This is a genomic window from Kitasatospora sp. NPDC048662, assembly GCF_055587065.1.
This window is the reverse complement of sequence record NZ_JBVJHA010000004.1, coordinates 43,002-68,745: the sequence shown is the minus strand read 5'-3', so window position 1 is coordinate 68,745 and position 25,744 is coordinate 43,002. Positions and strand designations below refer to the sequence as shown.

The following is a 25,744-nucleotide window of genomic DNA, read 5'->3' as shown; positions in this document are numbered from 1 at the left end:
TCAACCCGCGCCCGGGCCGCCGGCCCGGGCGGCCACCATCAGCTGGCCGAGCGCCAGCCCGCCGTCGTTGGGGGGCACCCGGCGGTGCCGCAGCACGGTGAAGCCGTCCTCCCGCAGCCCGTGCGCGCAGGCCGACGAGAGCAGCGCGTTGGCGAACACGCCACCGGTCAGGGCGACCGTGTCCGTGCCCTGCTCATCGCGGGCGGCCCGGCACTGGGCGCGCACCAGCTCGGCCACCGCGGCGTGGAACCGGGCGGCGACCAGGCCGCCGGACGCCCCTCGGGCGAGGTCTGCGACCACGGCGGCCAGCACCGGCTCGGGCTCGCCGAGCAGCACGCTGCCGTCGCGCCGGAGCCCGAAGGCGTACCCCTCGGCGGGCCCGTGGGCCAGCGCTGCGGCCTCGAGCTCAATGGCCGCCTGCGCCTCGTACTCGGCCAGCTGACAGACACCGGCCAGCGCGGACACCGCGTCGAACAGCCGCCCCATGCTGGAGGTCGGCACGCAGTTCAACGACCGATCCAACTGGGTTTCGAGTACCGCCAGTTCGTCGCGCGGGCAGGCCCGGACCGGCGCCAGGTCGGCCGACCACGGAATGCCCGCCGCCCACAGGTGGGCGAGCGCCATCCGGTACGGCCGGACCACCGCGGCGTCGCCGCCGGGCAGCGGCACGTACGCCAGGTGTCCGAGCCGCCGGAAGCCGTCGTAGTCGGCGAGCAGCACCTCGCCGCCCCAGACGGCGCCGTCGTCGCCGTACCCGGTGCCGTCGAACGCGACCCCGATGACGGGCCGACTGCCGTCCAGCCCGTGTTCGGCCATGACGGAGGCGATGTGCGCGTGGTGGTGCTGTACCGGCTGCACGCGTGCGTCGCCGAAGGACCGCCGGGCGTGCCGGGCCGACCGGTAGTTGGGGTGCCGGTCCACCGCCAACACCTCGGGCTGGACTCCGGTGACGGCCTCCAGGTGCGCCGTCCCGCGGTCGAAGGCTTCCAGTGTGGCGAGGTCGTCCATGTCCCCGATGTGGCCGGACAGCCAGGCGTAGCCGTCGCGCGCCAGCGCGAAGGTGTTCTTGAGGTCCCCTCCGACGGCCAGCACCGGCCGGACCGGCACGGGAAGCGGCAGCGGCAGTGGCACGTGGCCGCGGGAGCGCCGGACCGGCAGCTGCTCCCCGTCGACCACCCGTACCACCGAGTCCTCGCACGGGACGTGGATGGTCCGGTCGTGCGTCAGCCAGCCGTCGACCAGAGGAGCCAGCCGGTCGAAGGCGTCCTGGTCGTCGGTGACGATCGGCTCGCCGGAGAGGTTGGCGCTGGTCATCACGAGCAGCCCCGGCCCGGGCGGCGCGAGCAGCAGGTGATGCAGCGGGGTGTACGGCAGCATCACGCCGAGGTCGGGGCTGCGGGGCGCAATGGCCTCCAGCGCCGCCACCGACCCCGGCGCCGAGACTTTCGGGCCCACGCGGCGGAGCAGCACGATCGGCCGGGCCGCACCGGTGAGCAGCTCCTCCTCCACCGGCCCCACCTGCACCAGCCCGGCGAGCTCGGCGAGGTCCCGGGCCATCAACGCGAACGGCTTGGAACCGCGCCGCTTGCGCCGGCGCAGCCGGGCGACGCTCGGCACGTTCCGTGCGTCGCACGCCAGGTGGTACCCGCCGATGCCTTTGACGGCCAGGATCGCGCCGCCCCGGAGCATCCGGCGGGCCCCGTCGAGGGCGTCCTCGCGGCAAGTCGTCCGGTCACCCGGTACGACGAGGGAGAGTTCGGGCCCGCAGGCGTGGCAGCAGACCGGCTGGGCGTGAAAGCGCCGGTCGGCGGGGTCGGTGTACTCCCGTGCGCAGTCCGGACACATCGGGAAGTCCGCCATGGTGGTGTTGGCGCGGTCGTACGGCAGACCGGTGACGATGGTGTGGCGCGGCCCGCAGTTGGTGCAGCTGATGAACGGGTGCCGGTGGCGGCGGCCGTGGGGGTCGGCCAGTTCGGCGAGGCAGTCCGCACAGGTGGCGGTGTCCGGCGGGACCAGGGAGCGCCGCAGGCCGTCGCCGCAGGACGGGGTGATGGCGAAGCCGGTCGCGCCGGTTGGCGGCAACGGCGCATGTTCGACTGCGTCGACGCGTGCCAGCGGCGGCGCGTCGCCGGCGACGCGCCGGCAGAACGAATCGAGCGCCTCGGTCTGCCCTTCGATCTCGGCGAGCACCCCTTCGCCGGTGTTGGTGACGGTCCCGGCAAGGCCGAGTTCGGCGGCCAGCGCGAAGACGAACGGCCGGAACCCGACGCCTTGGACGACCCCGCGCACAGCCACCCGCCGCCGCTCCAACCCGGCTGCCGACGAAGCTTCCTGACCGACCTTCACAGGTGCTCCGCGGCAGCACCGTCGTGCGAGTGCGCATCCCCGTGGGAGTGCAGGTGCCCGGGCCCGTTCGCCGACGCTCCCGCCATCACCGGCCGGTGCACCTCCGCACCCTCCAGCACGGCGCACGCCCGGTCCAGCAACCCGCCCACGCCCTGCCCGGTCCGGGCCGAGGTGAACACCACCTCCACCCCCGGGTTGACCCGGGCGACGTTGGCCAGGAACGCCGTCTCGTCGAACTCCACCGCCGCAGCGAGGTCGGCTTTCGTCACCAGCACCAGGTTGGCCAGCCCGAACGCGGTGGGGTACTTGAGCGGCTTGTCCTCGCCCTCGGTGACCGAGGCGAGCGCCACCCGCAGCGTTTCGCCGAGGTCGTACGAGGCCGGGCAGACCAGATTGCCGACGTTCTCCACGAACAGCAGCCGGGTGCCGTAGGGCAGCCAGCCGGCCAGCTGCCCGGTGAGCATCTCGGACTCGAGGTGGCACAGCCCTTCGGTGAGCACCTGCTTCACCGGCACGCCCGAACGGGCCAGCCGCAGTGCGTCGTTCTCCGTCGCGAGGTCGGCGGTGAGGGCGGCGACGGCAATCCCGCGGTCCCGGGCCAGGCAGAGTTCGGCCTCGAGCAGCGCGGTCTTCCCGCTGCCGGGGCTGGAGAGCAGGTTCACCGCGACGGTGCCCTGGGCGGCGAGCCGGGCGCGCAGGGCGCGGGCACCGTCGTCGTTCCGGGCCAGGACCGCCTGCCGGAGTTCCACCGTACGACACATGGGAGTTCAGCCTTCCTGTCGGGCTCCGGCGCCCGCCGGGCGCTCGGCCCGTTCAACGCCGATGATCTGCAGCTCGCGGCCGGCCAGCAGTTCGACGCCGGAGCCGTCGCAGTTCGGGCAGCCGAGGTCGGGCGGCATACCGACGGACCATTCGGTTTCGCACCCGAGGCACCTCGCGCGGGCCGGCACCGTCTCGGTCTCCAGGACCGCGCCTTCCAGCAGCGTTCCGGCGCAGGTCAGTTCGAAGCAGAACTCGAGAGCCGAGGGCACCACGCCGGCCAGTTCGCCGACCTGCAGCCGCACCAGGACGACGGCCTCCATCCCGTGCTCGCGCGCCGCGGCGTCCACCTGTTCGACGACTGCCGCCGCGATCGACATCTCGTGCATGGGCCCCGTTCCCGCTGCTGGGAGGCAACAAGGCTTCATTGAAGAGCGCGGCGGCGGCAGCGGCTCGGAGCCGCACCGCCGCCGCGCCGGGGGGCTACGCCGTTCGCAGCAATCCGCGGCTCACATCCGGCTGATCCTCAGGTACCGCTTCACGTCGTCCAGGTTCTGCCAGATCACCGCCGCCACGGCCGTCACGACGGCCGCACAGAGCAGCTTCTTCACCATGCCGTTGTCTCTCTCTCCACTTGCAGGTCCGCCTTCGCGTCCGTCAGCTCCTCCGCGCCGACGATCCGCAGAACCACCCGGACCGCCTCCTCGACGGCGGCGGCAACCGGTGTGCTCAGGCCGATTCCCTCGTCCAGCGACTCCGGCTCGCAGCCCACCACGAGCACCCGCTCGGGCAGAGTGCCTCCGGTACCTGCGGCCAGGGTGCCGAGCAACGCGAGTACGGCGTCGGGTCCCATCCGGTGCCCGTCCAGGACGGGCACCTCGACCGGGCCGGCGTCCGGTTCGATCAGGTGGACAGTGCCCGGCCCGCCGCCTCGCGCGGTGGCGTCGACCAGCACCAGCAGCCGGTAGCCGTCCAGGGCCTGGTATGCGAGGTGGACGCCGCGCACGCCCACGTCGAGCAGTTCGACGTCGTCCGGCAGCGGGTGCTCCCTCAGCCGCCGGACGGTCTCCACCCCGAACCCGTCGTCGCCGAGGAGGATGTTGCCGACCCCGGCGACCAGGACGCGGCCCGTGCTCATGGCTCCTCCAACAGGGCGATCTCGTCGGGCTGGAAGTAGCGGAAGCGGCCCTGGGCCCGCCACAGGTCCGCGCCGGGGTCGTCCTCCACCGTCACGGCGAGGTGGACCGAGCCGTCCACGTCGTGCAGCACGGCCTCGACGAGGGCGGTCCGCCCGTCCAGGAACAGGTCCTGCGCGTCGGTGCGCCGCCGCCCGGGCCTGAGCACGACCCGGCTGCCCGCACCGACCTGCCGGCCGTTGACGACGACCCGGTCGTGTTCCGGGTCGGCCTCGGGGTCGTCGCCCGGATCCCACCACGGCCGGCCGGGCACGTTCCCGGTGATCTCGCGCAGGCCTCGGACGGCGCCGTGCAGGCGTTCCAGCACCTCCGGCGGCATCGAGTCGGCGAGGTCGATCACTGCGCCGGCCCGCTCGTCGGTACCGCGGGCCTCGCGCTTCTCACGGTCGGTCAGGGCGGCGGTCCGCAGTGCGAGAATCTCGTCGATCTCGGTCGCGTCGTAGAGCGCGCCGGGGCTCTCGGGGGCGATGCTCGGGTGGTCCTCCAGGATGATCGGCGAGGAGAGCAGCACCCGGCAGCGCCCGGGCGGCCCGGCGAGGACCGGCCAGGTGTGCTCGTTGCGGCACTGCGCGACCGCCTCCCTGGCCCACTCGGGCGGGTCGGTGACCGACAGGAAGGAGCCCCGATCGAGCCCCAGCAACAGGTGCGCCGAGACGAGCGAGTGCTGCAGCGCCGCCTCCCGCCCGGCTGCCGGCGCCGCCGTCCGGACGGTGGTGTTCTCCACCACGACGGTCAGCCGCTGGGCCGCGTACGGCCCCGGGACCGCGCAGGCCGTCAGCCTCAGCACGCCCTCGACGGACTCCCGTCGCCGGACCAGCCGTCCGATCAGCACGTCTTCCTCATGGAGGATTTCGATGTCCTCGCCGGCCAGGAGGTGGAACGGGTGCACTACCCCCTCGGCCGGCTCCGTGACCGGGAGCAGTAGCTCGATGCGCTCCTCGACGCCTTCGTCCCAGGGCACCATCACCCGGTCGGCGAGCTCCAACTCCTCGACCGGCTCGAACCCGCCGCCGGGCAGGGCGCGTTCGACGGTGCGGCGCTGAGCCCGCAGGAAGCGCAGTTCCACAGCCAGTCGGTCGCCGGGGCGCGGCTCCATCAGGCACTCGGTGCGCTGGTGGGAGTGCTCGCCGCTGTCCTCGCCCCAGCAGGGCGGGACGAGCACGCCGAACTGCCAGCGGAGCCGGTTCTTGGCGGCCGAGGCGCGGTAGGGGTACAGCACGTACCCCTCGAAGAGCACGGCGTCGGCGATCTGCCGGGCCTGCGCGAATCTGCTGTCGAACTCCTCGGTCAAGGCGGTCACCGGGCGGCGTCCTCGAGCTCGGTGGCGGTCAGCAGTTCCCGCACGGTGGCCTCCCAGGAGGGCAGGGCGCGGTGGGAACGGTAGGCGAGCAGCGCGTCCATCACGTCCTCGGGCAGCCGCAGCCAGCCGCAGCCGGGGAAGTGTCGGTCGATCGCCTCCCGCCACACCGCGACGGGCATCCGCACCGAGGCCTCCCGGTCCCACGGGACCGGGGTGACCTGGAACCCGCGGGGCCCGGCGAACGCGGTGCCCGAGAACAGAAGCAGCAGCGGGATCTCCCCGCCGTCCAGCGCCCTGAGGTAGCGGGCGGACGCGACGTCCATGTCGTAGGTGCACGGCACGGGCAGGTCCACCTCGGTCTCGCCGGTGAACCCGGGGACCATCAGCGGCACCTGGGCGAGCTGGACCGGGTTGAGCGTCGTGCCCCAGCGGGAGCGCTCGCCGAACAGGTCGGCGAGCCGCTCGCCCTCCGCCTCGCCGTAGCCGCGGCGGGCGGGTTCGATGCGAAGCTGGCAGCGGAGCGCGAGGGCGTGCACCCGGGCGGCGGCGGGCGCGGTGATCCGCAGCCGGAAGACGAGCGTGGGCCCGGCGGCGTGCGGATCGGTCGTCACGCCGGTACAGGCGAAGCCGAGTTCGGTCATCGGGAGACCTCCGCCGCCAGCGGCCTGGCGCGCTCGTCGAGCCGGGCGAAGAAGGCGTCGAGTTCGGCCCGGGCCTCGGCGCCGCCGTCGAACCCCCGCCAGCAGCGCCGCAGCCGGCCGACCAGTTCGTAGCAGGTGTCGATGGGCACCAGGTGGCACTGGACGCCGTCGTCGGTGTGCCGCAGCAGCAGGGCCTCGACGTCCGGCTCCAGGACGGCGGCGAGCCGGCTGCCGTCGAGGGCGGACTGCCAGGCGGCCTCGTCCGGCTCGCTCTCGGTGGCACCGGCCGGGCCGGGGTAGAACACCACCAGTCGGTTCTGCCTGGCGTTGCGGAAGAGGAAGGCGGTCCCGACGGGGATGCCGAGCGCCGCCCAGGCGTCCTCGCCGATCCGGTGGTCCGGGTCGATCAGGTGGCGGTCGGGGACACTGCGGTAACGGCCGCCGGCCGCGCCCGGCTGCTGGAAGAGCAGCCCGCACGCGGTGCAGACGCAGGTCAGGGCCTGTTCCTCGGTGTCCACCAGGTGCCGGTGGTGCTGCGGAACGCGCTGGCCGCAGAAGGTGCAGCGCTCGGGCTGCGGAGGGGCCGGTTCGCGCAGCCGGCGCAGCAAGGCAGTGCCGAGCCTGTCGAGTCGACGGATGCTCACCGTGCCTCCGCCGGGCTGGGCGGGCGGGCGGAGATCTGCAGCAACTGCGGGGCCTGTTCCAGCTCAAGCGCCGTCACCTCGGGTGCGTGGCAGGCGAGAACGGTCTCGATCTCCTGCTCGGAGCAGCCGCAGCCCCCTCGGGTGCGGCGGAGCCGGGCGGTGCCGGTGGCAGGTTCGTAGCCGGACAGTTCGATCGGCTCGGCGAGGGTGGCGAGCGCCCGGCGGATACGGGCGGTGGCGTCCTCGGGGTGCAGGTCGTGCAGGACGAGCAGTCCGGCCACCACCGGGTCGTCCAGCAGCCGCTCCAGCGCGGGCGGCGGCACCGCCCGGACCAGTCGGGTGAGGCCGTCGCCGTACATCTCCATCAGCTCGCGCACCAAGTGTTCGCCGGTCTCCTGCGCACCGTACGCGGCGAGCCGGTCCAGCGCTTCCTGGACCCGTTGCCCGGTCTGCTCGGCCGTCATGCGAGCCCGCTCAGGCCGGTGGGCACGTGCATCTGCTGCACGGTCTTCCCGCCGCCCACGTACATGTGGACGCCGCAGGGCAGGCAGGGGTCGAAGCTGCGGACGGCCCGCATGATGTCGATGCCCTTGAAGTCATCCGGGGAGTTCTCCTCGAAAATCGGCGTGTTCTGCACCGCGTCCTCGTACGGGCCGGGCGTGCCGTAGCTGTCGCGGACGCTGGCGTTCCACGGTGTCGGTGGGTACGGGTGGTAGTTGGCGATCTTGCCGTCCCGGATCACCATGTGGTGCGAGAGCACACCGCGGACCGCCTCGGTGAAGCCGCAGCCGATCGACTCGTCCGGCACCTCGAAGCGCTCCCAGGTCTGGCTGCGGCCGGCGCGGACCTCCGCCAGCGCCTTCTCGGCGAAGTGCAGGGCCGCGGCGGCAGCGTAGGCCTGGAAGTAGGTGCGGGCGCGGTTGCGCTCGATGGCGTTGCTCCACTGCGGGATCTTCCACTCGAAGGTGGTCTCCGGCTTGGTCATCGAGCGCGGCAGGTTGATCACCACGCTGTGGCCGGTGGCCTTGACGTAGCCGATGTCGACCAGCCCGGACAGCGCGGTGGACCAGAGCCGGGCGATCGGGCCGCCGCCGGTGTCGAGGGCCAGGTGATTCTTGCCGTCGAACCAGCGTGGGGACATCACCCAGCTGTACTTGTCGTCGAAGTTGCGCTTCTGCGGCTGCGGGATGGTGTGCTGGTTCCACGGGTGGCGCGGGTCGACCGGGTTGCCGAGCGGGTCGTGGGTGACGAACAGTTCCTTGCCCTGCCAGTCCTCGTAGTAGGAGCTGCCGAGCAGGATCCGGATGCCGAGGTTGATCTCGGTGAGGTCGTTGGTGACCAGTTTGCCGTCGACCACGATGCCGGGGGTGACGAACATCCGCCGGCCCCAGTCGGTCATGTTGCGGTAGGTGAAGTCGCAGTGGTCCGGGTCGTTGAGGCTGCCCCAGCAGCCGAGCAGGACGCGCCGCCGACCGACCTCCTCGTACCCGGGCAACGCCTGGTAGAAGAAGTCGAAGAGGTCGTCGTGGAGCGGCACGACCTTCTTCATGAACTCGACGTAGCGCATCAGCCGGGTCAGGTAGTCGGTGAACAGCTGGACGGTGGCCACCGTGCCGACTCCGCCCGGATAGAGCGTGGAGGGGTGCACGTGGCGCCCTTCCATCAGGCAGAACATCTCCCGGGTATAGCGGCTGACCTGCAGCGCCTCGCGGTAGAACTCACCCTCGATCGGGTTGAGCGAGCGCATGATGTCGGCGATGGTCTTGTAGCCGTGCTCGCCGGCGTGCGGCGCTTCCGTGCGCTCGGCCAACTCCAGCACGCCGGGGTTGGTCTCGCGAACCATCTTCTCGCAGTAGTCGACCCCGACCAGGTTCTCCTGGAAGATGTTGTGGTCGAACATGTACTCGGCGGCCTCGCCGAGGTTGATGATCCACTCACCGAGGTGCGGGGGCTTCACGCCGTACGCCATGTTCTGGGTGTAGACCGAACAGGTGGCGTGGTTGTCGCCGCAGATGCCGCAGATCCGGCTGGTGATGAAGTGCGCGTCGCGCGGGTCCTTGCCGCGCATGAAGACGCTGTAGCCGCGGAAGACCGATGAGGTGCTGTAGCACTCCGCCACCCGCTTCTGCTTGAAGTCGATCTTCGTGTGGATGCCCAGGCTGCCCACGATCCGGGTGATCGGGTCCCAGGACATCTCCACCAGGCCGCTGCCGTCCCCGGCCGCCTTGGTCATCGGTGCCATCGTGTCTGTCGTGCCCTTCTGAAGGGGTGGGAGGAGCGGCGGGCGGGTCGCCACGCGGGGTGCGCAGCGGCCCGCCGGGTCACCACGGGGCGCGGTAGCCGGTCGTGAGCTTGCGGCCGGTGCGGCGCCACCTGGGTTCCTTGTCGAGGGTCTTGAGGGTGATCGCCCGCAGCCGCCGGATCACCGAGCCGTACGCGGAACTGGCCGCCGTGGAGACGGTCGAGCCGGGAGGCGGGTCCATGAACGGCATGAACTTGTCAGGAAATCCGGGCATCGTGCAGGCGATGCAGATGCCGCCGACGTTCGGGCAGCCGCCGACCCCGTTGATCCAACCGCGCTTGGGGACGTTGCACTTCACGACCGGGCCCCAGCAGCCGAGCCGCACCAGGCATTCCGGCGTGCCGTAGTCGGTGGCGAACTGCCCCTGTTCGTAGTAGCCGCCGCGGTCGCAGCCCTCGTGCACGGTGGCACCGAACAGCCAGGCGGGGCGCAGCTTGTCGTCCAGCGGGATCATCGGCGCCGAGCCGGCCAGCTGGTAGAGCAGGTACGTCAGGGTCTCGGCGAAGTTGTCGGGCTGGATCGGGCAGCCGGGCACGCAGACGATCGGCAGCCCCGCCTTGGACTTCCAGTCCCACCCGAGGTAGTCCGGCACACCCATCGCACCGGTCGGATTGCCCTCCATGGCGTGGATACCGCCGTACGTGGCACAGGTGCCGATCGCGACGACGCCGGTGGCCTTCGGGGCGAGCCGGTCCAGCCACTCACTGGTGGTGATCGGCTGACCGGTCGCCGGGTCGTCGCCGAAGCCGCACCAGTAACCCTCCTCCTTGATCTCCTCGTTGGGGATGGATCCCTCGACCACCAGGACGAACGGGTCGAGTTCGCCTCGGTCCGCCTTGAAGAACCACTCAACGAAGTTGTCGGCGCCCTGCGCCGGTCCGCACTCGAAGTCGATGAGCGGCCAGTGGACGGCGACCTTCGGCAGGCCCGGCAGGGCCCCCGTGACGATCTCCTCGATGCTCGGCTGCATGGCGGCCGTCAGAGAGACCGAGTCGCCGTCGCAGCTGAGCCCCGCGTTGATCCAGAGAATGTGCACCACGTCGGTGTCGGTGGCGCTCGTTGTTGCAGCACCCATGAGGATGCCTCCTCGGAGCCGGGAGAGCCGGACACAATGGCTCAGAACCGTCTTAACAGCGGTTGGCCCGGCACGCCGGTCCACACGGCCGTGCGGGGCATCCGATGGACCGCGGACAGGTCCGCCGTTCGGCTCAACACACCGCCGCTCGGGGGCGAAGAACTGGCGGCGCATCACCGCCAGCTCCTCGGCACGGTACGCGGCCGGCGGCCGACTGCGTTCATCGACCTTCCGGACGGCCTTCTTCGCCACGATCCGGCCCTCTTGCCCCATAGCCGAACCGGGGGTTCCCTTCATGGTGCTCATCGCCGCGTTCGGGGCCACGCTGCTCGTCGCGGTCCTGCTGTCGGGCCTGGCCGCTCGCACCATCCCCTCCACCTCGTCGCTGTTCCTCGCCGCGGGCGCTCTCAGCGGCGGCCTCGAACGCAGCCACTCGCCTGACGACTGACCACAAGGGGGGCGCCGACGATGGGAGAAGTTCCAGGCCCGCCAGTTCTCCGCCTTGATGGCGCCAACCTTCCGACCGCCGACCTCCATCGCGAAGTTGATCTTCCCGAGGACGTTCTGCTGGACGATCTGGCCGGCCTCCTGGCCGTCCGGCCGCTGCACGATCACCCGCGACTTGATGATCTTCGCCGGGCGGGTCAGCAGCAGCACCGGGGTGCCGTGCGCGTCACGGATCTCCAGCTTGTGGGTCAGGTACTGGTCGATGGAGGAGAGCAGCCGGAGCACCTTGCGCAGGCTGCTCTGGCCGACCTGGACCACCGAGCCCAGCGTGGCGCCCTGCTGGTCGAAGACCGCGTACTCCAGGACGGGCTCGGCGACGGTCCCCCGCGGGCAGCCGGGCGCCTGTCGACCACCCCGCTGTCCCGCAGGGTGAAAGTCACCGGGTTCGCCTGCGGCGACCGTCGCGATCGGCCGCGAGCCGCTGAGCTCGGAGGCAGACGCAAGCCATCGAATCAGGCCGTGACCTCGCCGTTCGCTCGGGCGTGTCGGGTCCGGTCAGGCGGCCGCGTTGTAGCGCTCAAGATGACGACTGAACTGCTGGAGATCCTCTTCCGCCCAATCCGCGAGGCGCTCCAGAAAGGCCAGGCGGCGGTACTCGTTGGCCTGCTCCCCGACCTTGCGGCCGACAGTCGAGGGGTGCAGGATCCGGCCCCGATGGTCGTCGGGATCGGTCTCACGAACCACCAGCCCCAGCTTCTCGAGCGCGCCGACCTGCCGGCTGACGGTCGATTGGTCGAGCATGAAGTAGGTGGCGAGGTCCGTCGCCCGGCAGTCGCCGCGCTCGGTCATGACGTCGAGCATGCTGCAGGCGACCGGCGACATTCCGGGGTGCAGGCCCCCGGCGCGGCCGCGGGAACGCCGGGCGAAGGCCGTCAGCTCCCGCTGGATCGACTGCAGGGTCTCCTCGAAGGTTGGGGCACATTGGTCTCATTGGTTGTATTTACCAACAGCACCTCGCCGCCAGGACGGACCGCCCGATCATGAAGACATCAGACGGGGCCGAATCGGCCCAGCCCACCGCCCCCACCATGCCGCACCGAACCGCTGGCACAGCATCGGGCACCTGGCCGTGCACCTGCTCACGCCGCTACTGATGTGCCTGGGCATGGCGCTCGCCTACCAGGGCGCCTTCCACCAGCCGGAGCCCCACCACCTGAAGGTCGCCGTGGTGGGCACCACCGCGCCGGACCAGGTGCTGGCGCAGACCCTCAAGGACCGGGCGGGCGACGTGCTCGACGTCACCACTCTGCCCGACCGGCAGAGCGCCGAGCAGTTGCTGCGCGACCGGGACCTCGTCGGCGCGTACGTTCCCGACGCCAACCGTCCGGAACTGCTCGTCGCCAAGGGCAACTCCGACACCTCCGCGATGGCCGCGGAGGCGGTGTTCCAGCCCGTCGCCGCGCACCAGGGCGTGCCGCTGGCCGTCACCGACGTGGCCCCGCTCGCGGCCGGCGGCCCGACGGGGCAGGGGATCTTCTTCCTCCTGGTCGCCCTCAGCATCGGCTCCTACGCCAGCGTGCCGGTGATCGGCACGGCAGGCGCGGCCCTCGGCATCCGAGTGCGCGCACTGGTCGGGCTGGCGACCTCGCTCGTCGTCAGCGCGATCGGGATCGTCACCGCGGGACCCGTGTTCCACATCGTCGACCACCAGCAGGTCTCGATCTGGGCGCTCGGCTGGCTCTACTCGGCGGGCATCGTCGCCATCGGCACCGGCCTGCACGCCTTCCTCAAGCGGTGGACCACGCTGACCATGACAGCAACCGAGTGGATTCCTCGACACCGGAGAATTCCCGGCGCGCAGCCCGCGGCACCCGCGGCACGGTCTCCTCACACCGACGCGTGCCGGCGTGCCGGGCGTTCGCGGGCTCACGGGTGCAGCTCGCCGAAGCCCTCGAACCGGAACTCCGGCGCGACCAGCGACTGTTCGGCCCAGATGACCTTGCCCCGGGCCGAGTACCTGGTCCCCCACCGTTCGGCCGTCTGCGCCACCAGGAACAGGCCCCGGCCGCCCTCGTCCGTGGTGGCTGCGTAGCGCAGGTGCGGGGCGGTGCTGCTGCCGTCCGAGACCTCGTGGACGAGGCTGCTGTCGCGCAGTATGCGGACCCGGACCGGCTCGGTGCCGTAGCGGATGGCGTTGGTGATCAGCTCGCTGAGGATCAGTTCGGCGGTGAAGGACAGGTCCTCCAGTCCCCACGCGGACAGTCGGTCGGCGCACTCCTTCCGGATGCGTGACACCGAGGCGAAATCGAACGGCACGTCCCAACTGGCCACCTGGTCGGCTTCGAGCAGCCGGGTGCGCGCGACCAGGAGCGCGATGTCGTCGGTGGGGCGCGACGGCACCAGCGCGTCGGACACGGCCTGGCAGATGTCGTCCGGGGAGTGCCGGACATCGGCACCGGCCAGGGAGCGGCGCAGTGCCTCCAGTCCGGTTCCCAGGTCGCGGTCGCGGTTCTCGACCAGCCCGTCGGTGTAGAGCACCAGGGCGGTTCCGGGGGCCAGTCGCAGCCCGGTGGTTTCGAAGGGCAGTCCGCCCACGCCGAGCGGCGGCCCGGCCGGCAGGTCGACGAACTCGGCGCTGCCGTCGGGCTCCACCAGCACCGGCGGTGGATGTCCGGCCCGCGCCATGGTGCATTCGCCGGACGTCGGATCGTAGATCGCGTACAGACAGGTGGCGCCCGTGACGGCAGCCCGCTCGCCCTGGCCCCCGATGTCCCGCTCTCCCCCGGAGTTCTCCGCCGGGTCGAGGCGGGTGACCAGTTCGTCGAGGCGGGCGAGCAGTTCGTCCGGGGGCAGGTCGAGGGCGGAGAGGTTGAGGACGGCCGTGCGCAGGCGGCCCATGGTGGCGGCGGCGTGCAGGCCGTGGCCGACGACGTCCCCGACGACGAGCGCGACGCGGAAGCCGGGCAGCGGAACGACGTCGAACCAGTCCCCTCCCACCCCGTGCAACGCCGGCAGGTAGCGGTAGGCCGCCTCCAGGGCGCTCTGCTCGGGCAGTGCTCCGGGCAGCAGGCTGCGCTGCAACGCCTCGGCCATCGTGCGCTCACGGGTGTACCGGCGGGCGTTGTCGAGGCAGACCGCCGCGCGGGCGGCCAGCTCGTCGGCGAAGGAGAGGTCGTCCTCCTCGAACGGTGGCGACCCCGCCCGCCAGAAGTGGACCGTGCCCAGGGTCGTGCCACGTGCCCGAAGGGGTGCGCAGATCAGCGAGTGGACCCCGTACGAGAGCACCCGGTCGGCCGCCTCCTGGCCGGGCGCCCGCCAGGCGTCGGACCGGCGCAGGTCGGCGACGAGCGCGGCGCGCCCGGTCTCCAGCGCGGTCTCCTCCGGGGTGCCGGGGCACGGATCGAGCCGCGAGCCGACGGGGAGGAACGGCCCGTCCTCGCCGACGCCGCCGACCGCGACGCGGCGGATCCGCGGGCCCTGCGCGGTGCCGGGGTCCGGGGGCTCCTCACCGTTCAGCACGGCGTCGGCCAGCTCGACCGTGGCGAAGTCCGCGAAACCGGGAACGGTCACGTCGGCCAGCTCCTGCGCGGTCTGCGCCACGTCCAGGGTGGTGCCGACCCGTAGCCCGGCGTCGTAGAGCAGTTGCAGTCTGGCCCGCGCGGTCTCGGCCTGCCCGGCCAGTGCGCGCAGTTCGGTGGTGTCGCGGACGGTCGCGACGCTGCCCGGCTCTCCGCCGAACGGTGCGGTGGGGCGGTTGTTGACGGCGAGCAGCCTGTCCCCGGCCCGGTGCACCTCGTCGGTGGCGGCCCGCCCGGACGCCAGCAGCTCGGCCAGCGCGGGATCGAGCCCGAGTTCGGAAGCGGCCCGCCCCTCCACGTCGGGCGGCAGTTCGAGCAACCGGTGGGCCTCGTCGTTGGCCAGCAGCACCTGTCCGTCCCCGCCGACGATCAGCACACCCTCGCGGACGGCGTGCAGCACCGCGTCGTGGTGCTCGTACATCCGCGTCATCTCGGCCGGGCCCAGGCCGTGCGTCTGGCGTCGCAGCCGCCGCCGGGCCAGCGCCGCCCCGCCCGTGCCGACCGCGAGCGCGGCCGCCGCACCGCCGATCAGGATCGGCAGCTGCCGGCCCACCGCGCTGCCCACGTGGGCGACGGTGATTCCGACCTGGACCACGCCGGCGACCGAGCCGTCCGGCCGGTGGACCGGCGCGCCGGACTCGACGACCCGCCCGACGGGCGTCCGGAAGCTGTCGGTGGTCGGCCCGGCGAGGGTGTGCTCGAACGGACCGATGACGTGTTTCCCGATCAGGTCGGGGCTCAGGGCCGTGTAGCGGATCCCGGCCGGGTTGGCGAACACCACGTAGTCGACGTTGCCCTCGTGCTCGACCTTGTCCGCCAACGGCTGCAGCACCGCGGTCGGATCGGGACCGTCCATCGCGCTCACCACGCCGGGGGCCCGCGACAGGGCGACGGCCACGGCCCGGGTGCGGCCCGCGGCCTCACCGGTGGCGGATCGCCGGGCCTGCAGCACGAGCGCCGTCAGCGCCACGCCGACCAGCAGCAGCACGACCACCAGCAGCACCACGAACACCTGCCCGGCAACGGTGCGCACCCGCAGCCGCGAGCGCACCCCGCTTCGGGCGGATCGCTGTCCGTCCGACCCGCCCGGTCCGGCACGCCGAGCGGCATTGCCGTCCGCTGCATTCATCCAGGCCATCCCCGCGCGTTCGGGTCCCAGCTCTCTCCACGCTGCCACCCCGCCCGATGTCGCGCACAGCGGGAGAAGGACCGGAGGTCCGACGAGGATCCCGACCGGGTCCGAGCCCAGGGTGCACGGCATCCTCGTCCCGGCCCGCGTACTGCGGGCCACGCCACCGTGCGCGGACGCCCTCGACGACCCTCGGGGGCGACGCGGCAGTTCGCGCAGCCCGGGTGACCGGTCGATCGCCATCCGCACCGGTCCCGAGTCGCCCCGCCGGCGCCGCGCGCTGTCCCCGGCCGCGGCTGGTTCGTCATTGTCCGCTTATACGGCCCCGGGAGGCCTTCTTCGATCGCCAGTACACCCCGGCGACTTCGAGAAGCTCCCGGCGTCCGGCGTCCGACCGGAGTGCCGCACTCGGGCCGGGGACCCGGCCGGGTGGTGTTTCGAGCCGATCCGCGATCCCGGAACGGCGCTGCGCTACTGTCCGGAGCCGAAGAAACCTCGTGACCAGTACTCGCACCGGAGCACCCCATGGCGACTGCCCGATTCGGTCTCGAAGCGGCCCCGGACGATGACGAGTTCGTCTTCCGGCTGGACGACGAGGAGAAGATCGGGCAGGCCCGGGCCATCCTCGCGGGTACCGAAAGCTCCAAGGTCCACGCCCAGGGCCGGGTCGTCGCGGAGACGGCGGACCACAACCCGGACTGGAACTTCCATCTGGACCCCGGCAGCATCACGTTCTTCCAGGAGGCGGACGCGGACTGCGACGCCTCGGCGCACTACGTCGCGACGCAGCTGGACGACATCGGCCAGGAGGGCTTCCTGCCGGACAACATCTGGGCGCCCGCACGCTCGAAGATCACCCGCGAGCTGGACGGCTGAGCACGCCCGCCACGCCGGTGCGACCTCGTGGTCTCGCTCCGAAGCCGGGTGGGTACGGGCGACTCCCACCGTCTGGCGATCGGCGAAGCGGCGGGCGTCCAGTTACGTCGTTACGTAGCGCAGGCGGGGCGGGAGCGCGCTTCGACCTCACTGCTTTCAGTGAATGCCGACGATGCGTCAGTTCCCTTCTCTGTGAGCCGACCATGATGCCGATCGGTATCCGTTCGCAGAGGAGGTGGTTCCGAAATGACCAGTGACCCGACTCCGTTGGTCACCGAAGCGACGCTCACCGACATTGCCAGCGCGGTACCACGTGCTGGCCTACTCGCCGCGCGGCATCGGCATCAAGGGCTGGCCGTCGACCTCCGAGGGCTTCGTCGACGTGGCCGGGCCCAACGACTGGGCCGACGGCACGTTCGTGATCGACTACGCGCAGCAGTTCTTCGAGCCCAGCAGGCTCGGGTTCCTCGGCGAGTCCTACGGCTCCGGGATCAGCCAGCTGGTCGCCGCGCACGACCCGACCGCCCGCGTCGCCGCCGTGGTCGCGCTGAGCACCTGGGGGAACCTCGCCACCAGCCTGTACAACAACGGCACCCGGCACCTGGAGGCCGTGCAGACGCTGATCGACTTCACCGGCGGCCCGCTGGAGGAGAAGTTCGACGAGGGGACGCAGCGAATCCTCGAGGACTTCCTGAGCGGCCGGAACCTCGACGAGCGGGTCGCGTGGGGCACCCAGCGTTCCCCGGAGGCGTACGTCGACCGGACGAACGCGCGGGGCATCCCGACGTTCCTCTCGAACACCTGGCACGAGACGCTGTTCCCGGTCAATCCGGTGGTCGAGCTCTTCGAACGGCTCACCGTGCAGAAGCGGATGAACCTGTGGATCGGCGACCACGGCGCCCCTGCGGGCCCCGGACTGGCCGACCTGGTGACCGGCCTGCCGTTCCCCGGGCTGGCGGAGCCGACGCGGGAGGCCTACGCGTAGCTGGACCACCACCTACGACGTGCCGAACTGGCCGGCCGTGAGCAGCCAGAGCCTGTTCACCTACCGGACGGCCACGGTCCCGGGCGGCACCGAACGGATCACCGCCCCGGCCCGCCGCGAGACGTACGAGGCCTGGCACGAGTTCACCACCAGCAGTGAGGACTGGTACCTCACCGGTGCCGGTGCCGGCGGCGACGGCGCGCTGACCGACAAGCCGACCGTCGGCTGGTCGCGGGACTTCGCGGCGGGCGCCCTGACCTCCTCCGTCGCGGGCGAACTGCTCAAGAGCGGGCAGCGGGAGTGGTTCGGCAACCCCAAGGCGTACGAGCCGGCAAAGTTCGAGCGGAACCAGCTGCTGGTCTGGTCGACCGAACCGCTGACCGGCTCCGACGAGGTGGCCCGGCGGATCCGGGGCGCCGCCACCGTGCATCTCACCGTGCGGAGCAGCACCGACGCCGCCACGGTGATCGCCTACCTGTACGACATCGCCCCGGACGGCACCGCCCGGATCATCACGCACGAGCCGTACACGGCCACCGACCTGACCCCGCAGGCCGGCGCCACCATCGCCTGGCTCCTCCAGGCCGTCTCCTACGACCTGCCGACCGGCCACCGCCTTGCCCTGGTGGTCAACAGCCGTGACCCGCTGTACTCGTACGCGGGCTCGGACCTCCCCGCCCTCACCACCACCACGGTCAGCTCCGTGAGCGGGAACGAGGCCCGACTGGAACTGCCGCTGGCCTGACAGGCCCCCCGTTACCTTCTTCGTGGCCCCGCAACGGGGCTCCCGGCCTCCGGCTCGGCATGACTGTTCCCCCCTGTAGTTCGCATGATCCGGGGGGTGGTGTCACCGGGCCGGAGGCACCGGTAGACCGCTGATAGAGGCAGGACCACCAGCTCGCTGGGAGGCTCTTCGTAACGTGGATGCCGGCAACTGGTGCCACGCCAACGAGGCCGGGACAGCACGACCTCGTAAGGGAACAGCGTGATCGACACCGGCGACGTGGACGTCTTCCTCGGCCTGGACGTCGGCAAGGGCGAGCACCACGGAACCGCCCTGACTCGGGCGGGCAAGCGGGTCTTCGACAGGCGGCTGCCGAACAGCGAGCCCAAGATGCGGGCCATGCCCGACAAGCTCGAAGCCTTCGGCGGAGCGACCCAGTTCCCTGCAGGTAACCCCGAGGTTGTTGTTGAGTGCCGCGCTCAGTTCGGGGTCGGAGAGGGTTTCCACGATGTCCAGCGCTGAACGGAAGCAGTGGTAGGCCTCGACGAAGTTCTCCTCGTTGACCTTCAGGACTCCGAGTTCGGTCAACTGGTACATCTCAGTGGACCGGTCACCCACGCGCCTGCTGATGGCGAGGGCGGCCTCCATGGCAGTGCGGGCGTCTGAGATTCGGCCTCGTTCCCGCAGGGCACCGGTCAGCCCCATGAGGCACAGCGCCTCACCGGGCTCGTCTCCCGCTGTTCGTGCTGCTTCGACGGCGCTCTCGAACAGTTGGAGTGCGATGCCGGCGTAGTTGGTGCGCCGCAGGAACGGCTGCATGGCGCAGACCAGCTGCCAAGCCACCTCCGGTGGGCCGTCCTTCAGAGCGGCCCGGGCGACCTCGACCAGGTTGGAGGCCTCCCCCGTGAGCAGTTCGATCGCCTCGGTCACCGAGGACGGCACCGGTATACCGGTGAACGAGTGAGTGATGTCCCGCACGGGACGGAAGGGGCCCTTCGCCAGCGGAGCGCACCAGGACCCGGCCAGCTGAAGGTGGTAGTCGATCAACCGCCTGCGAGCGCCGTCCCTGTCTGCCTCGCTGTCGTGTTCCGCGCACACGCGCACCGCATAGTCACGGACGAGGTCGTGGAAGTGGTAGCGGCCGGGCTTGTCCTGAAGCAGGAGGGCGTCGTCGAACAACGACTCGAGGATGTCCTGAGTCCGGTCAATCGGAAGGTCGGCAAGCACGGAGGCGGTTCGCGCGTCGAAGGCGGTCCCCGGGTGGAGGCTCAGCAGCCGGAAGAGTCGACTTCCGCCACCCGACAAGTGCCGGTACGACAGTGCGAGTGCGGCCGATACGCTCCGCTCCCCGAAGTCGAGGAACCTGGCTCGCCGCTCCTGGTCGTTGAGCTGCTCGATGAGGTACTGCACGGTCCAACTGGTGCGGTCGCGAAAGCGGGCGGCAGCGATCCGGATGGCCAGCGGCAGGCGGCCGCAGAGCTCGACGACCTCGGCGACTTCGTCCGGGTAGGGGGCCACGCGCCGGGCCCCGACGACACGGGTGAACAACGTGACCGCGTCGTCCAGCGGCATCAGGTCGAGGGACAGGGGTACGGCACCCTCCAGAGCCGACAGCCGGCGTCTGCTGGTGATGAGCACGAGCGGTCCGTTCGTACCGGGCAGCAGCGGCCGCACCTGCTGGACATCCACCGCGTTGTCGAGAAGGATCACCGCCCTCTTGCCGGCCATGGCACCGCGCCAGGCGACGGTCCTGCCCTCCAGGCCGGGGGGGATGAGCTCGTCGGGCAGACCGCACTGGCGCAACAGCATGCCGAGGGCGTCTCCCGGATCGAGTGGCTCCACGCCGGCGGCGAAGCCTCTCAGGTCGACGAAGTACTGCCCGTCCGGGTAGTCGGCCGAGACGGTGTGTGCGAATCGCACCGCGAGGGTGGTCTTGCCGATTCCGCCCATCCCGTTGATCGCCGAGATCACGAGGGACACCGAGTCGGACTGTCGGCCGTCCTCCATGAGCTGGAGCATCTCATCGTGACGCCCGGAGAACTCGCGCGGATCGTGCGGCAGGAACTGCCGCAAGGTCTCCCTCTCGGCAGTAGTGGTGTCCGACGCCCGCACAGGCGGCACCGGAACAGGCGACCACTTCGATGCAGATGTCTCCGCCACGGGAAGCCCGTGCAGGATGCGCTCGTGCAGAGCCTTGAGGTCGTCGCTCGGGTCGAGGCCAAAGCCCTCGGCCAACTGCTGCCGGCCTTCCTCGTAGACCTCCAGCGCGTCGGTCGTCCGCCCGGTCGAGTGAAACGCAGTCATCAGGGTCGCCCGGAGCGACTCGCGCGACGGGTTCAATGCAACCAGTTCGACCAAGTCACCCGCCACGAGTGCTCCGTCGCCTCGCCGTACGCGCAGTTCCAGCAGCGACTCGATCGCCGAGAGGCGCTCCTCCTCCAGCCGGGTGGCGACATTGCCGAAATAGTGCCCGTCGAGACCGGCCAGCGCCGCTCCGCGCCACAGCGCCCTCGCGCTCGTGAGCAACGAGATCGCCGTGGTCGTATCCCCTGACGCCACGGCTTCGTTGGCGCGCCCCACAGCGGACCGGTATCGGACAAGATCGATCAGGTTCTCGTCGAGGTCGATCCGGTAGCCGACCTGGCTTGTGACGATGTCCAGCTCCGGCACCTGCGCGACAATCCGACGCAACGCACCCACTGTGTTGTGGACCTGCTGGCGGGCCGATCGCGGGGCGACCTCCCACGTGACATCGATCAGCCGGTCCGTCGGGAACCATGGTGTTGGCGTTGAGCAGAAGCGTAGCCAGCAGACGGCATGAACGAAGGCCACCGATCGCCAGCAGCTCTCCCCCGGCTTCGACTTCCAACGGCCCCAACAGGCGAACGTCGAGCTCCATCCGATCCCCCCACATGTTCTTGTCCGCGCCGGTCGCGATGTCGACGACGTGTCCATCCCACCCGTACGACCACCTTGGTCCCACCCGGACCGCACGAAAGGTTCCGGCAACAGTGCAGCCGGAGGAAACTCCCAAGGTCAGCCGAACAGTAGTCGGGCAATAGCGGTGCTCAGTACGTTCGGCCACGTCCGGTGACGGACGCAACACCCGGAATGTGTACTACTTCAGATAGGGGAGATGTCGCATGCGTTTCGCAGCGATTGGCGCCGTCGTCGGTTTGGTCCTGATCGGAGCCGTATGGACCTCTACGGACAACTCTGCGCCGGTACGGCCCAACGCCACCTGTCAGTCGTGCGCGGTGTGACAGCACCCACATGGCACCGTCCGGCACGAAGCCGCCGCTGACTACGCACCGGGTCTGCCGGAGGGCATGCGCTGCTACGGCGCACACGCCCTGTCGCTGTGGTGTCGAATGACCGCGATCGTCCTGCTCACCGTCGCCGCGTCCGGATACCGACCCCGGTGGACGTGCGTGCCCCAGTGGTTCGTCACCTGGAGCCTGGCGGCCAGCATGACACTGCCCGACGGTGGCGACGAAGCCGCGCTCATCACAACCATGCTGCTCATACCGGTACTTCTGGGAGATCGCCGCGTCTGGCACTGGACCGGGCCGCAGGAACCCCTCGCTCCGGTGTGGGCCGGCAGCTCCTGTGCCGCCTGGTACGCCATTCGCTGCCAGATCGCGATCATCTACCTCGTCGCCGCCCTCTCGAAACTCTTCACGCCCCAGTGGCGGGACGGCACTGCGATGTATTCGGTCTTCGTCGACCCCAACTACGGTCTCCCGCTCGGGATCCGGCAGTTCCTCGGTCCAGTGATCGCCTCTGACGTGGTCGTCGGATCGCTCACTTGGGGTGTGCTCGCCATCGAGCTGGCCCTCGCCCTGTCCGCCCTGGCGCCGCGAAAGGCCCGTCGCGCGGCCGTCTGGCCAGCAGTCCTGCTCCACGGCGGAATCATCGCGACCATGGGCTTGTTCAGCTTCGGACTCACCATGATCGCGCTCGTACTCTCGCTGCGGATCGGCGACCGTGCATCGTCACTCACGCACCGGCGGACCGGCGCGCAGACAGTGGAAGCTCGTCCCGATGTTGTTCCCCGGCAGGCTCTGCGGCTTCCCGCACCCCGTTCCGACTCGTCCCCTCCGAACGACCCTACCGCCGACTTGGAGCTCCGTTGACCCTCGACATTCGACCACTGGATCCGCGAACCGCGTCCGAGCCGCTGCTGTCCGACTACCACCTGATGCGGGCGGCGGTCGTGGCGGAGGACTTTCCCGAAGACCCGCCGCTGACCTACGAAGGGGCAATCGGCCGCCTTCGCACACCTCCGGTCGAGGACGGCGTGTGCCGTTTCTGGACCGGCCACCTCGACGGAAGGGTGGCTGGCTCGGCCAGGGTGTCGCTGCCCGAGGACTCGAACAGCGGAATCGCCGGCGTCGAGGTCCACGTCCACCCGGAACTGCGCCGTCGCGGGATCGGCACCGCCCTCATCCGCACGGCACTGGCCGCGGTCCGGGAATCCGGGCGCGGCACCATACTCGGTGTTCCGATGAAGCCCGACTCGCCCGGCGCACACTGGGCGGCCCTGATGGGCTTCAGGGTGACCCACAGCACCGTGATGCAGGTTCTGCTCGTCGCCGAGGCCCCCCGGGCACTGTGGGACGTACCGGTCCCGGCCCGCTACCGCCTGGCTCACTGGAACGGCGCCACACCCGAGCAGTTCATCGACTCCTACGCGGTGGCCCGGCAAGCGATCCACGATGCCCCGTTGGGGGACACGAGTTACCGCGAAACGGTGTGGACCCCCGAACTGATCCGCGCCAACGACCGCGAACTCCTGGACGCGGGCGTGGAACAACGAGTCGTCATCGCCATCGACGACGCCGAGGACCGGGTCGCCGGCGTCCACGTCATCCACAACTACCCCCATCGCCGCGAGTTCGGCTACATCCACGACACCTCCGTCCTGGTCGGACACCGCGGCCACGGTCTCGGCCGAACCGTCAAGGCCGCCATGATGCGCTGGCTCGCCGACGAACGACCCGACGTGGAGCGCATCTTCACCACCACCGCCACCACGAACACCTTCATGATCGACATCAACCACTCGCTCGGCTACCGAACAGCCCGCACGATGAACTGGGTCGAGACCACGACAGCCGACCTTGCCAACCGGCTCGCCGCCTCCTCGCACAACCGCTGACACCTGACCGCCCCCCGGCCGACCGGCCACCACCGCGGCCTTCTCCCCTCGGAGACTTCCGCAACACGTTCCGACCCGACGATCTTTTGCACACAGAGGCGACGGCCCGCACCGCACGGTGCAGGCCGTCGCCTCTGTTGCAATCGACTTCTCTCGAAGAACTCGCCTTGCCCAGAAGCAAGTTCAGGAGGTGAGTGGAGAACCTGCCGCTACTTTCCCCCTACTGGCGGCCGGGTGCCCATGAGTATTCCTCGGGTATGGCAGTGCCTCATGTTTGACACAGGGACGATTCCACCGGGAAGCGCTCTCGAGTCGAGCCACTGCCCTGAAGGGGCGGCGCCGATTCCATGACTGGTGAAGAACCAAGGGGGGAACCAGGTGATCAGGCCATCGGCCGTCTCCAACGTGCTGTTCGTCGGGGGGAGGCGCACAGAGGCGATGGAAGCAGCGCACAGCGCGGGAATGACAATCGGCTACTTGGGCTCCAAGAGCGCCCTCTCCGAACGCCATCGGGAGCTGGCCGAGACCGTCCTCCTGGTTCCCGACGTCTCACCGGACCGAGTGGTACAGGCGGCAGTAGCCCTGCACGGTGTTCAGCCGTTCGACCTCGCGGTCACCATGAACGACACCTACCTGCAGGCGGTAGCCCAGATCAATCATGAACTGGGGCTCACCGCCAACCCGTTGGAGACCACCACAGCGGTCAACGACAAGGTGTTCATGCGCGAGCAGCTGCGCGGCGGTGAGGTCGGCCAGGTCGCCTTCGCTGAGGTGCGCAGCACGCAGGACCTCCTCGCGCTGGCCGGCGCCCTGGGCTTCCCGCTGATACTCAAGCCCTCCCGGGGCACCGGAAGCCAGCAGATCCACGCTGTGCACGACGAAGCCCGACTGCGGGAACTGGCCGAAGAGTTGGACTTCTCCGTCCCAGCCAGCGAGCCTTCGGCACCGTGGCTGGCGGAGGAGTTCCTGACCGGCCGCGAATTCAGCGTGGAGACGTTCAGCGCGGCCGGCGAGCACCATCTGCTGGCCGTGACCGAAAAGTTCAAGACGGCGACCTTCGTGGAGATCGGCCACCTGGTGCCGGCCCGGATCACCGCCGAGCAGCAGGACGTGATCGCCACCGAGGTACGGCGGCTGCTGACTGCGCTCGGCGTGCAGGAGGGCCCGGCCCACACCGAGATCGCCCTGAGAGTCGGCCTGTTCGCGGTCGAGGTCGCACCGTCCGCCGCTAAGGCCTGACGGCCACCAGCCTTCGCCTGGTGGCACCACCCGTATCCCCGCACATCGAACGGTGACCCACATGAACAACGGAGCCAAGCCCCTATTGCTGCTCATCGGCAGTGGGGCCCAGATCTGGCGCGAGTACATGCTGCGCGCCATGGCCACCCGGTACCGGCTGCACCTGCTGTCGCCGACGGCCCCCACTTGGGAGTCGCCCTACATCGCGGCGCACTCCGCGGTGAACACCCTGGACCCCGAAGCAATGGTCAGGATCGCCAAGGAGAGCCCAGAGGACTACGCCGGGGTGCTGACCTACGAGGAGACCCGCGTCGAGTCGGCCGCCGCAGTGGCCGCCGCCCTCGGGCTGCGGACAAGCCCGGTGGCGGCGGTGCATGCCTGCCGGGACAAGTTCGCCGGCCGGCAGGCGCTGAAGGCTGCTGGCGTCCCACAGGCCGAGTCGATCGCGGTCGCCGACTTCGAGGAGGCACGGCAAGCCGCCGAGCATCTCGGCTATCCCGTGGTGGTCAAGCCGCGGGCGCTGTCCGCAAGCAACGGCGTGTCGCTGGTGCGGGCCCCGCAGGACCTGGTCGAGGCGTACCGCGAGGCCACCGCCATCTGGTTCGACGAGGTCCCGACCTTCGACCGCCCAGTGCTGGTCGAGCAGTACCTCGACGGACCAGAGATCAGCGTGGACGCAGTCTGTCGGGACGGCCTGGTCACGATGCTCTTCGTGGCCCGGAAGCGAATCGGCTTCGCGCCGGGGTTCGAGGAGGTCGGCCACGTGGTCCGGGCGGACGACCCGCTGCTGGCCGACCCGATGCTGCTGCACGTCCTCCAGACCGCCCACACCGCCGTCGGCCTCACCGACACGGTGACCCACACTGAACTGCGGCTGACCGCGTCCGGCCCGCGGGTGGTGGAGATCAACGCGCGGGTCGGCGGCGACCGGATCCCCTACCTGGGAGGGCTCGCCACTGGTGTCGAGGTCGGGCTTGTCGCCGCCGACTTGGCAGCGGGCGCAGTCCCCAGGACCACGGCCTCCCGGCAGCAAGTGGCGGCCATCCGTTTCCTGTACCCCGAACACGACCTGACGGTGGAGTCCGTGGAGGTCGACCGGGACCGGCTGCCCGCCGAGATCCACGACGTACAGGTGCTCGCCGGGCCGGGCCGACAGCTCCGGCTGCCGCCGACCGACCACGTTCGCTGCCGGTACGCCCTGGTGGTGGCCGTCGCCGCCACCGAGCAGGAGTGCGAAGTGGCTCTCGACCGCGCCGCGACAGCGGTTGTCGTCCGTGGCATCCCGCTCACCTGAGCCGAATCCCAGCACCGCCGCGGCCGGACCAACGCTCGGCCGTGGCCA

Annotated in this window: 20 protein-coding genes and 4 pseudogenes; 9 read left to right on the top strand and 15 right to left on the bottom strand. The window is 70.6% G+C overall.

What is annotated here, in order from left to right; genetic code table 11:
- The 13 genes and pseudogenes from hypF to ACZ6R9_RS13700 form a co-directional block, all read right to left on the bottom strand.
- Positions 1 to 2,295, bottom strand: coding sequence for a carbamoyltransferase HypF (gene hypF, locus ACZ6R9_RS13760; RefSeq protein ID WP_465538308.1), 2,295 nt, complete (start codon positions 2,293 to 2,295; stop codon positions 1 to 3).
- A 47-nt stretch (positions 2,296 to 2,342) separates the two neighbouring features.
- Positions 2,343 to 3,107 carry a hydrogenase nickel incorporation protein HypB gene (gene hypB, locus ACZ6R9_RS13755; RefSeq protein WP_465538307.1) on the bottom strand — a complete coding sequence of 255 codons (765 nt, stop codon included), beginning with the start codon at positions 3,105 to 3,107 and terminating at the stop codon, positions 2,343 to 2,345.
- A gap of 6 nt (positions 3,108 to 3,113) precedes the next feature.
- On the bottom strand, positions 3,114 to 3,494 hold the full coding sequence (gene hypA / locus ACZ6R9_RS13750; RefSeq protein ID WP_380478238.1) for a hydrogenase maturation nickel metallochaperone HypA: 381 nt from the start codon (positions 3,492 to 3,494) through the stop codon (positions 3,114 to 3,116).
- 120 nt (positions 3,495 to 3,614) lie between these two features.
- Entirely contained in the window at positions 3,615 to 3,719 is a 105-nt protein-coding gene (locus tag ACZ6R9_RS13745; RefSeq protein WP_465538306.1) for a DUF6893 family small protein, read from the bottom strand.
- Complete coding sequence (locus ACZ6R9_RS13740) at positions 3,713 to 4,243, bottom strand: hydrogenase maturation protease (RefSeq protein ID WP_465538305.1); 531 nt, start codon at positions 4,241 to 4,243, stop codon at positions 3,713 to 3,715. Before ACZ6R9_RS13740 ends, ACZ6R9_RS13745 begins: the two co-directional genes overlap by 7 nt.
- On the bottom strand, positions 4,240 to 5,601 hold the full coding sequence (locus ACZ6R9_RS13735; protein ID WP_465538304.1) for a hypothetical protein: 1,362 nt from the start codon (positions 5,599 to 5,601) through the stop codon (positions 4,240 to 4,242). The genes ACZ6R9_RS13740 and ACZ6R9_RS13735 overlap by 4 nt, the downstream gene beginning before the upstream one ends.
- Positions 5,598 to 6,242 carry a DUF6084 family protein gene (locus ACZ6R9_RS13730; RefSeq protein ID WP_465538303.1) on the bottom strand — a complete coding sequence of 215 codons (645 nt, stop codon included), beginning with the start codon at positions 6,240 to 6,242 and terminating at the stop codon, positions 5,598 to 5,600. Before ACZ6R9_RS13730 ends, ACZ6R9_RS13735 begins: the two co-directional genes overlap by 4 nt.
- The gene (locus ACZ6R9_RS13725; protein ID WP_465538302.1) at positions 6,239 to 6,886 is read right to left on the bottom strand and encodes a DUF5947 family protein; all 648 of its coding nucleotides are present in this window, start codon (positions 6,884 to 6,886) and stop codon (positions 6,239 to 6,241) included. Before ACZ6R9_RS13725 ends, ACZ6R9_RS13730 begins: the two co-directional genes overlap by 4 nt.
- Positions 6,883 to 7,350 carry a thioredoxin gene (locus ACZ6R9_RS13720; protein WP_380478243.1) on the bottom strand — a complete coding sequence of 156 codons (468 nt, stop codon included), beginning with the start codon at positions 7,348 to 7,350 and terminating at the stop codon, positions 6,883 to 6,885. Before ACZ6R9_RS13720 ends, ACZ6R9_RS13725 begins: the two co-directional genes overlap by 4 nt.
- Positions 7,347 to 9,128, bottom strand: a complete 1,782-nt coding sequence (locus tag ACZ6R9_RS13715; RefSeq protein ID WP_465538301.1) for a nickel-dependent hydrogenase large subunit — start codon at positions 9,126 to 9,128, stop codon at positions 7,347 to 7,349. The genes ACZ6R9_RS13720 and ACZ6R9_RS13715 overlap by 4 nt, the downstream gene beginning before the upstream one ends.
- A 79-nt stretch (positions 9,129 to 9,207) precedes the next feature.
- Complete coding sequence (locus ACZ6R9_RS13710) at positions 9,208 to 10,263, bottom strand: NADH-quinone oxidoreductase subunit B family protein (protein ID WP_380478314.1); 1,056 nt, start codon at positions 10,261 to 10,263, stop codon at positions 9,208 to 9,210.
- A 471-nt stretch (positions 10,264 to 10,734) separates the two neighbouring features.
- A pseudogene (locus ACZ6R9_RS13705) lies at positions 10,735 to 11,070 on the bottom strand (phospholipid scramblase-related protein); the annotation flags it as partial.
- Positions 11,071 to 11,265: 195 nt separating this feature from the next.
- Positions 11,266 to 11,592, bottom strand: coding sequence for a MarR family winged helix-turn-helix transcriptional regulator (locus ACZ6R9_RS13700; protein ID WP_465538300.1), 327 nt, complete (start codon positions 11,590 to 11,592; stop codon positions 11,266 to 11,268).
- A gap of 247 nt (positions 11,593 to 11,839) precedes the next feature.
- Here ACZ6R9_RS13700 and ACZ6R9_RS13695 point away from each other — a divergent pair, with 247 nt between their 5' ends.
- Positions 11,840 to 12,802 (top strand): ABC transporter permease, encoded by a 963-nt coding sequence (locus ACZ6R9_RS13695; RefSeq protein WP_465538299.1) that lies wholly within the window; start codon positions 11,840 to 11,842, stop codon positions 12,800 to 12,802.
- Here the strand turns inward: ACZ6R9_RS13695 and ACZ6R9_RS13690 are convergent.
- A pseudogene (locus tag ACZ6R9_RS13690) lies at positions 12,760 to 15,417 on the bottom strand (SpoIIE family protein phosphatase); the annotation flags it as partial. The gene ACZ6R9_RS13695 and the pseudogene ACZ6R9_RS13690 overlap by 43 nt on opposite strands.
- 525 nt (positions 15,418 to 15,942) lie before the next feature.
- On the opposite strand from ACZ6R9_RS13690, the gene ACZ6R9_RS13685 reads away from it, so the two are divergent.
- The 4 genes and pseudogenes from ACZ6R9_RS13685 to ACZ6R9_RS13670 all read left to right on the top strand — a co-directional run.
- A complete protein-coding gene (locus ACZ6R9_RS13685; RefSeq protein WP_465538298.1) occupies positions 15,943 to 16,293 on the top strand; it encodes a BP74-related protein in 351 nt (116 codons plus the stop codon).
- 295 nt (positions 16,294 to 16,588) lie between these two features.
- Positions 16,589 to 17,278: a CocE/NonD family hydrolase gene (locus ACZ6R9_RS13680; RefSeq protein WP_465538297.1), complete on the top strand. Its 690-nt coding sequence runs from the start codon at positions 16,589 to 16,591 to the stop codon at positions 17,276 to 17,278.
- A gap of 37 nt (positions 17,279 to 17,315) precedes the next feature.
- On the top strand, positions 17,316 to 18,023 hold the full coding sequence (locus ACZ6R9_RS13675; RefSeq protein ID WP_465538296.1) for a CocE/NonD family hydrolase C-terminal non-catalytic domain-containing protein: 708 nt from the start codon (positions 17,316 to 17,318) through the stop codon (positions 18,021 to 18,023).
- A 240-nt stretch (positions 18,024 to 18,263) separates the two neighbouring features.
- Positions 18,264 to 18,422 (top strand): annotated as a pseudogene (locus tag ACZ6R9_RS13670) (IS110 family transposase); the annotation flags it as partial.
- 1,764 nt (positions 18,423 to 20,186) lie between these two features.
- On the opposite strand, the pseudogene ACZ6R9_RS13665 reads toward ACZ6R9_RS13670, so the two are convergent.
- A pseudogene (locus tag ACZ6R9_RS13665) lies at positions 20,187 to 20,957 on the bottom strand (AfsR/SARP family transcriptional regulator); the annotation flags it as partial.
- Positions 20,958 to 21,373: 416 nt separating this feature from the next.
- Between ACZ6R9_RS13665 and ACZ6R9_RS13660 the strand changes: the two are divergent.
- The 4 genes from ACZ6R9_RS13660 to ACZ6R9_RS13645 all read left to right on the top strand — a co-directional run bounded on the left by ACZ6R9_RS13660 (position 21,374) and on the right by ACZ6R9_RS13645 (position 25,696).
- Positions 21,374 to 22,138, top strand: a complete 765-nt coding sequence (locus tag ACZ6R9_RS13660; RefSeq protein WP_380478249.1) for a hypothetical protein — start codon at positions 21,374 to 21,376, stop codon at positions 22,136 to 22,138.
- Entirely contained in the window at positions 22,135 to 23,163 is a 1,029-nt protein-coding gene (locus ACZ6R9_RS13655; RefSeq protein WP_380478250.1) for a GNAT family N-acetyltransferase, read from the top strand. Before ACZ6R9_RS13660 ends, ACZ6R9_RS13655 begins: the two co-directional genes overlap by 4 nt.
- A 477-nt stretch (positions 23,164 to 23,640) precedes the next feature.
- Positions 23,641 to 24,402, top strand: coding sequence for an ATP-grasp domain-containing protein (locus ACZ6R9_RS13650; protein ID WP_465538295.1), 762 nt, complete (start codon positions 23,641 to 23,643; stop codon positions 24,400 to 24,402).
- Positions 24,403 to 24,463: 61 nt separating this feature from the next.
- Complete coding sequence (locus tag ACZ6R9_RS13645; RefSeq protein ID WP_380478252.1) at positions 24,464 to 25,696, top strand: ATP-grasp domain-containing protein; 1,233 nt, start codon at positions 24,464 to 24,466, stop codon at positions 25,694 to 25,696.
- Positions 25,697 to 25,744: the final 48 nt, after the last annotated feature.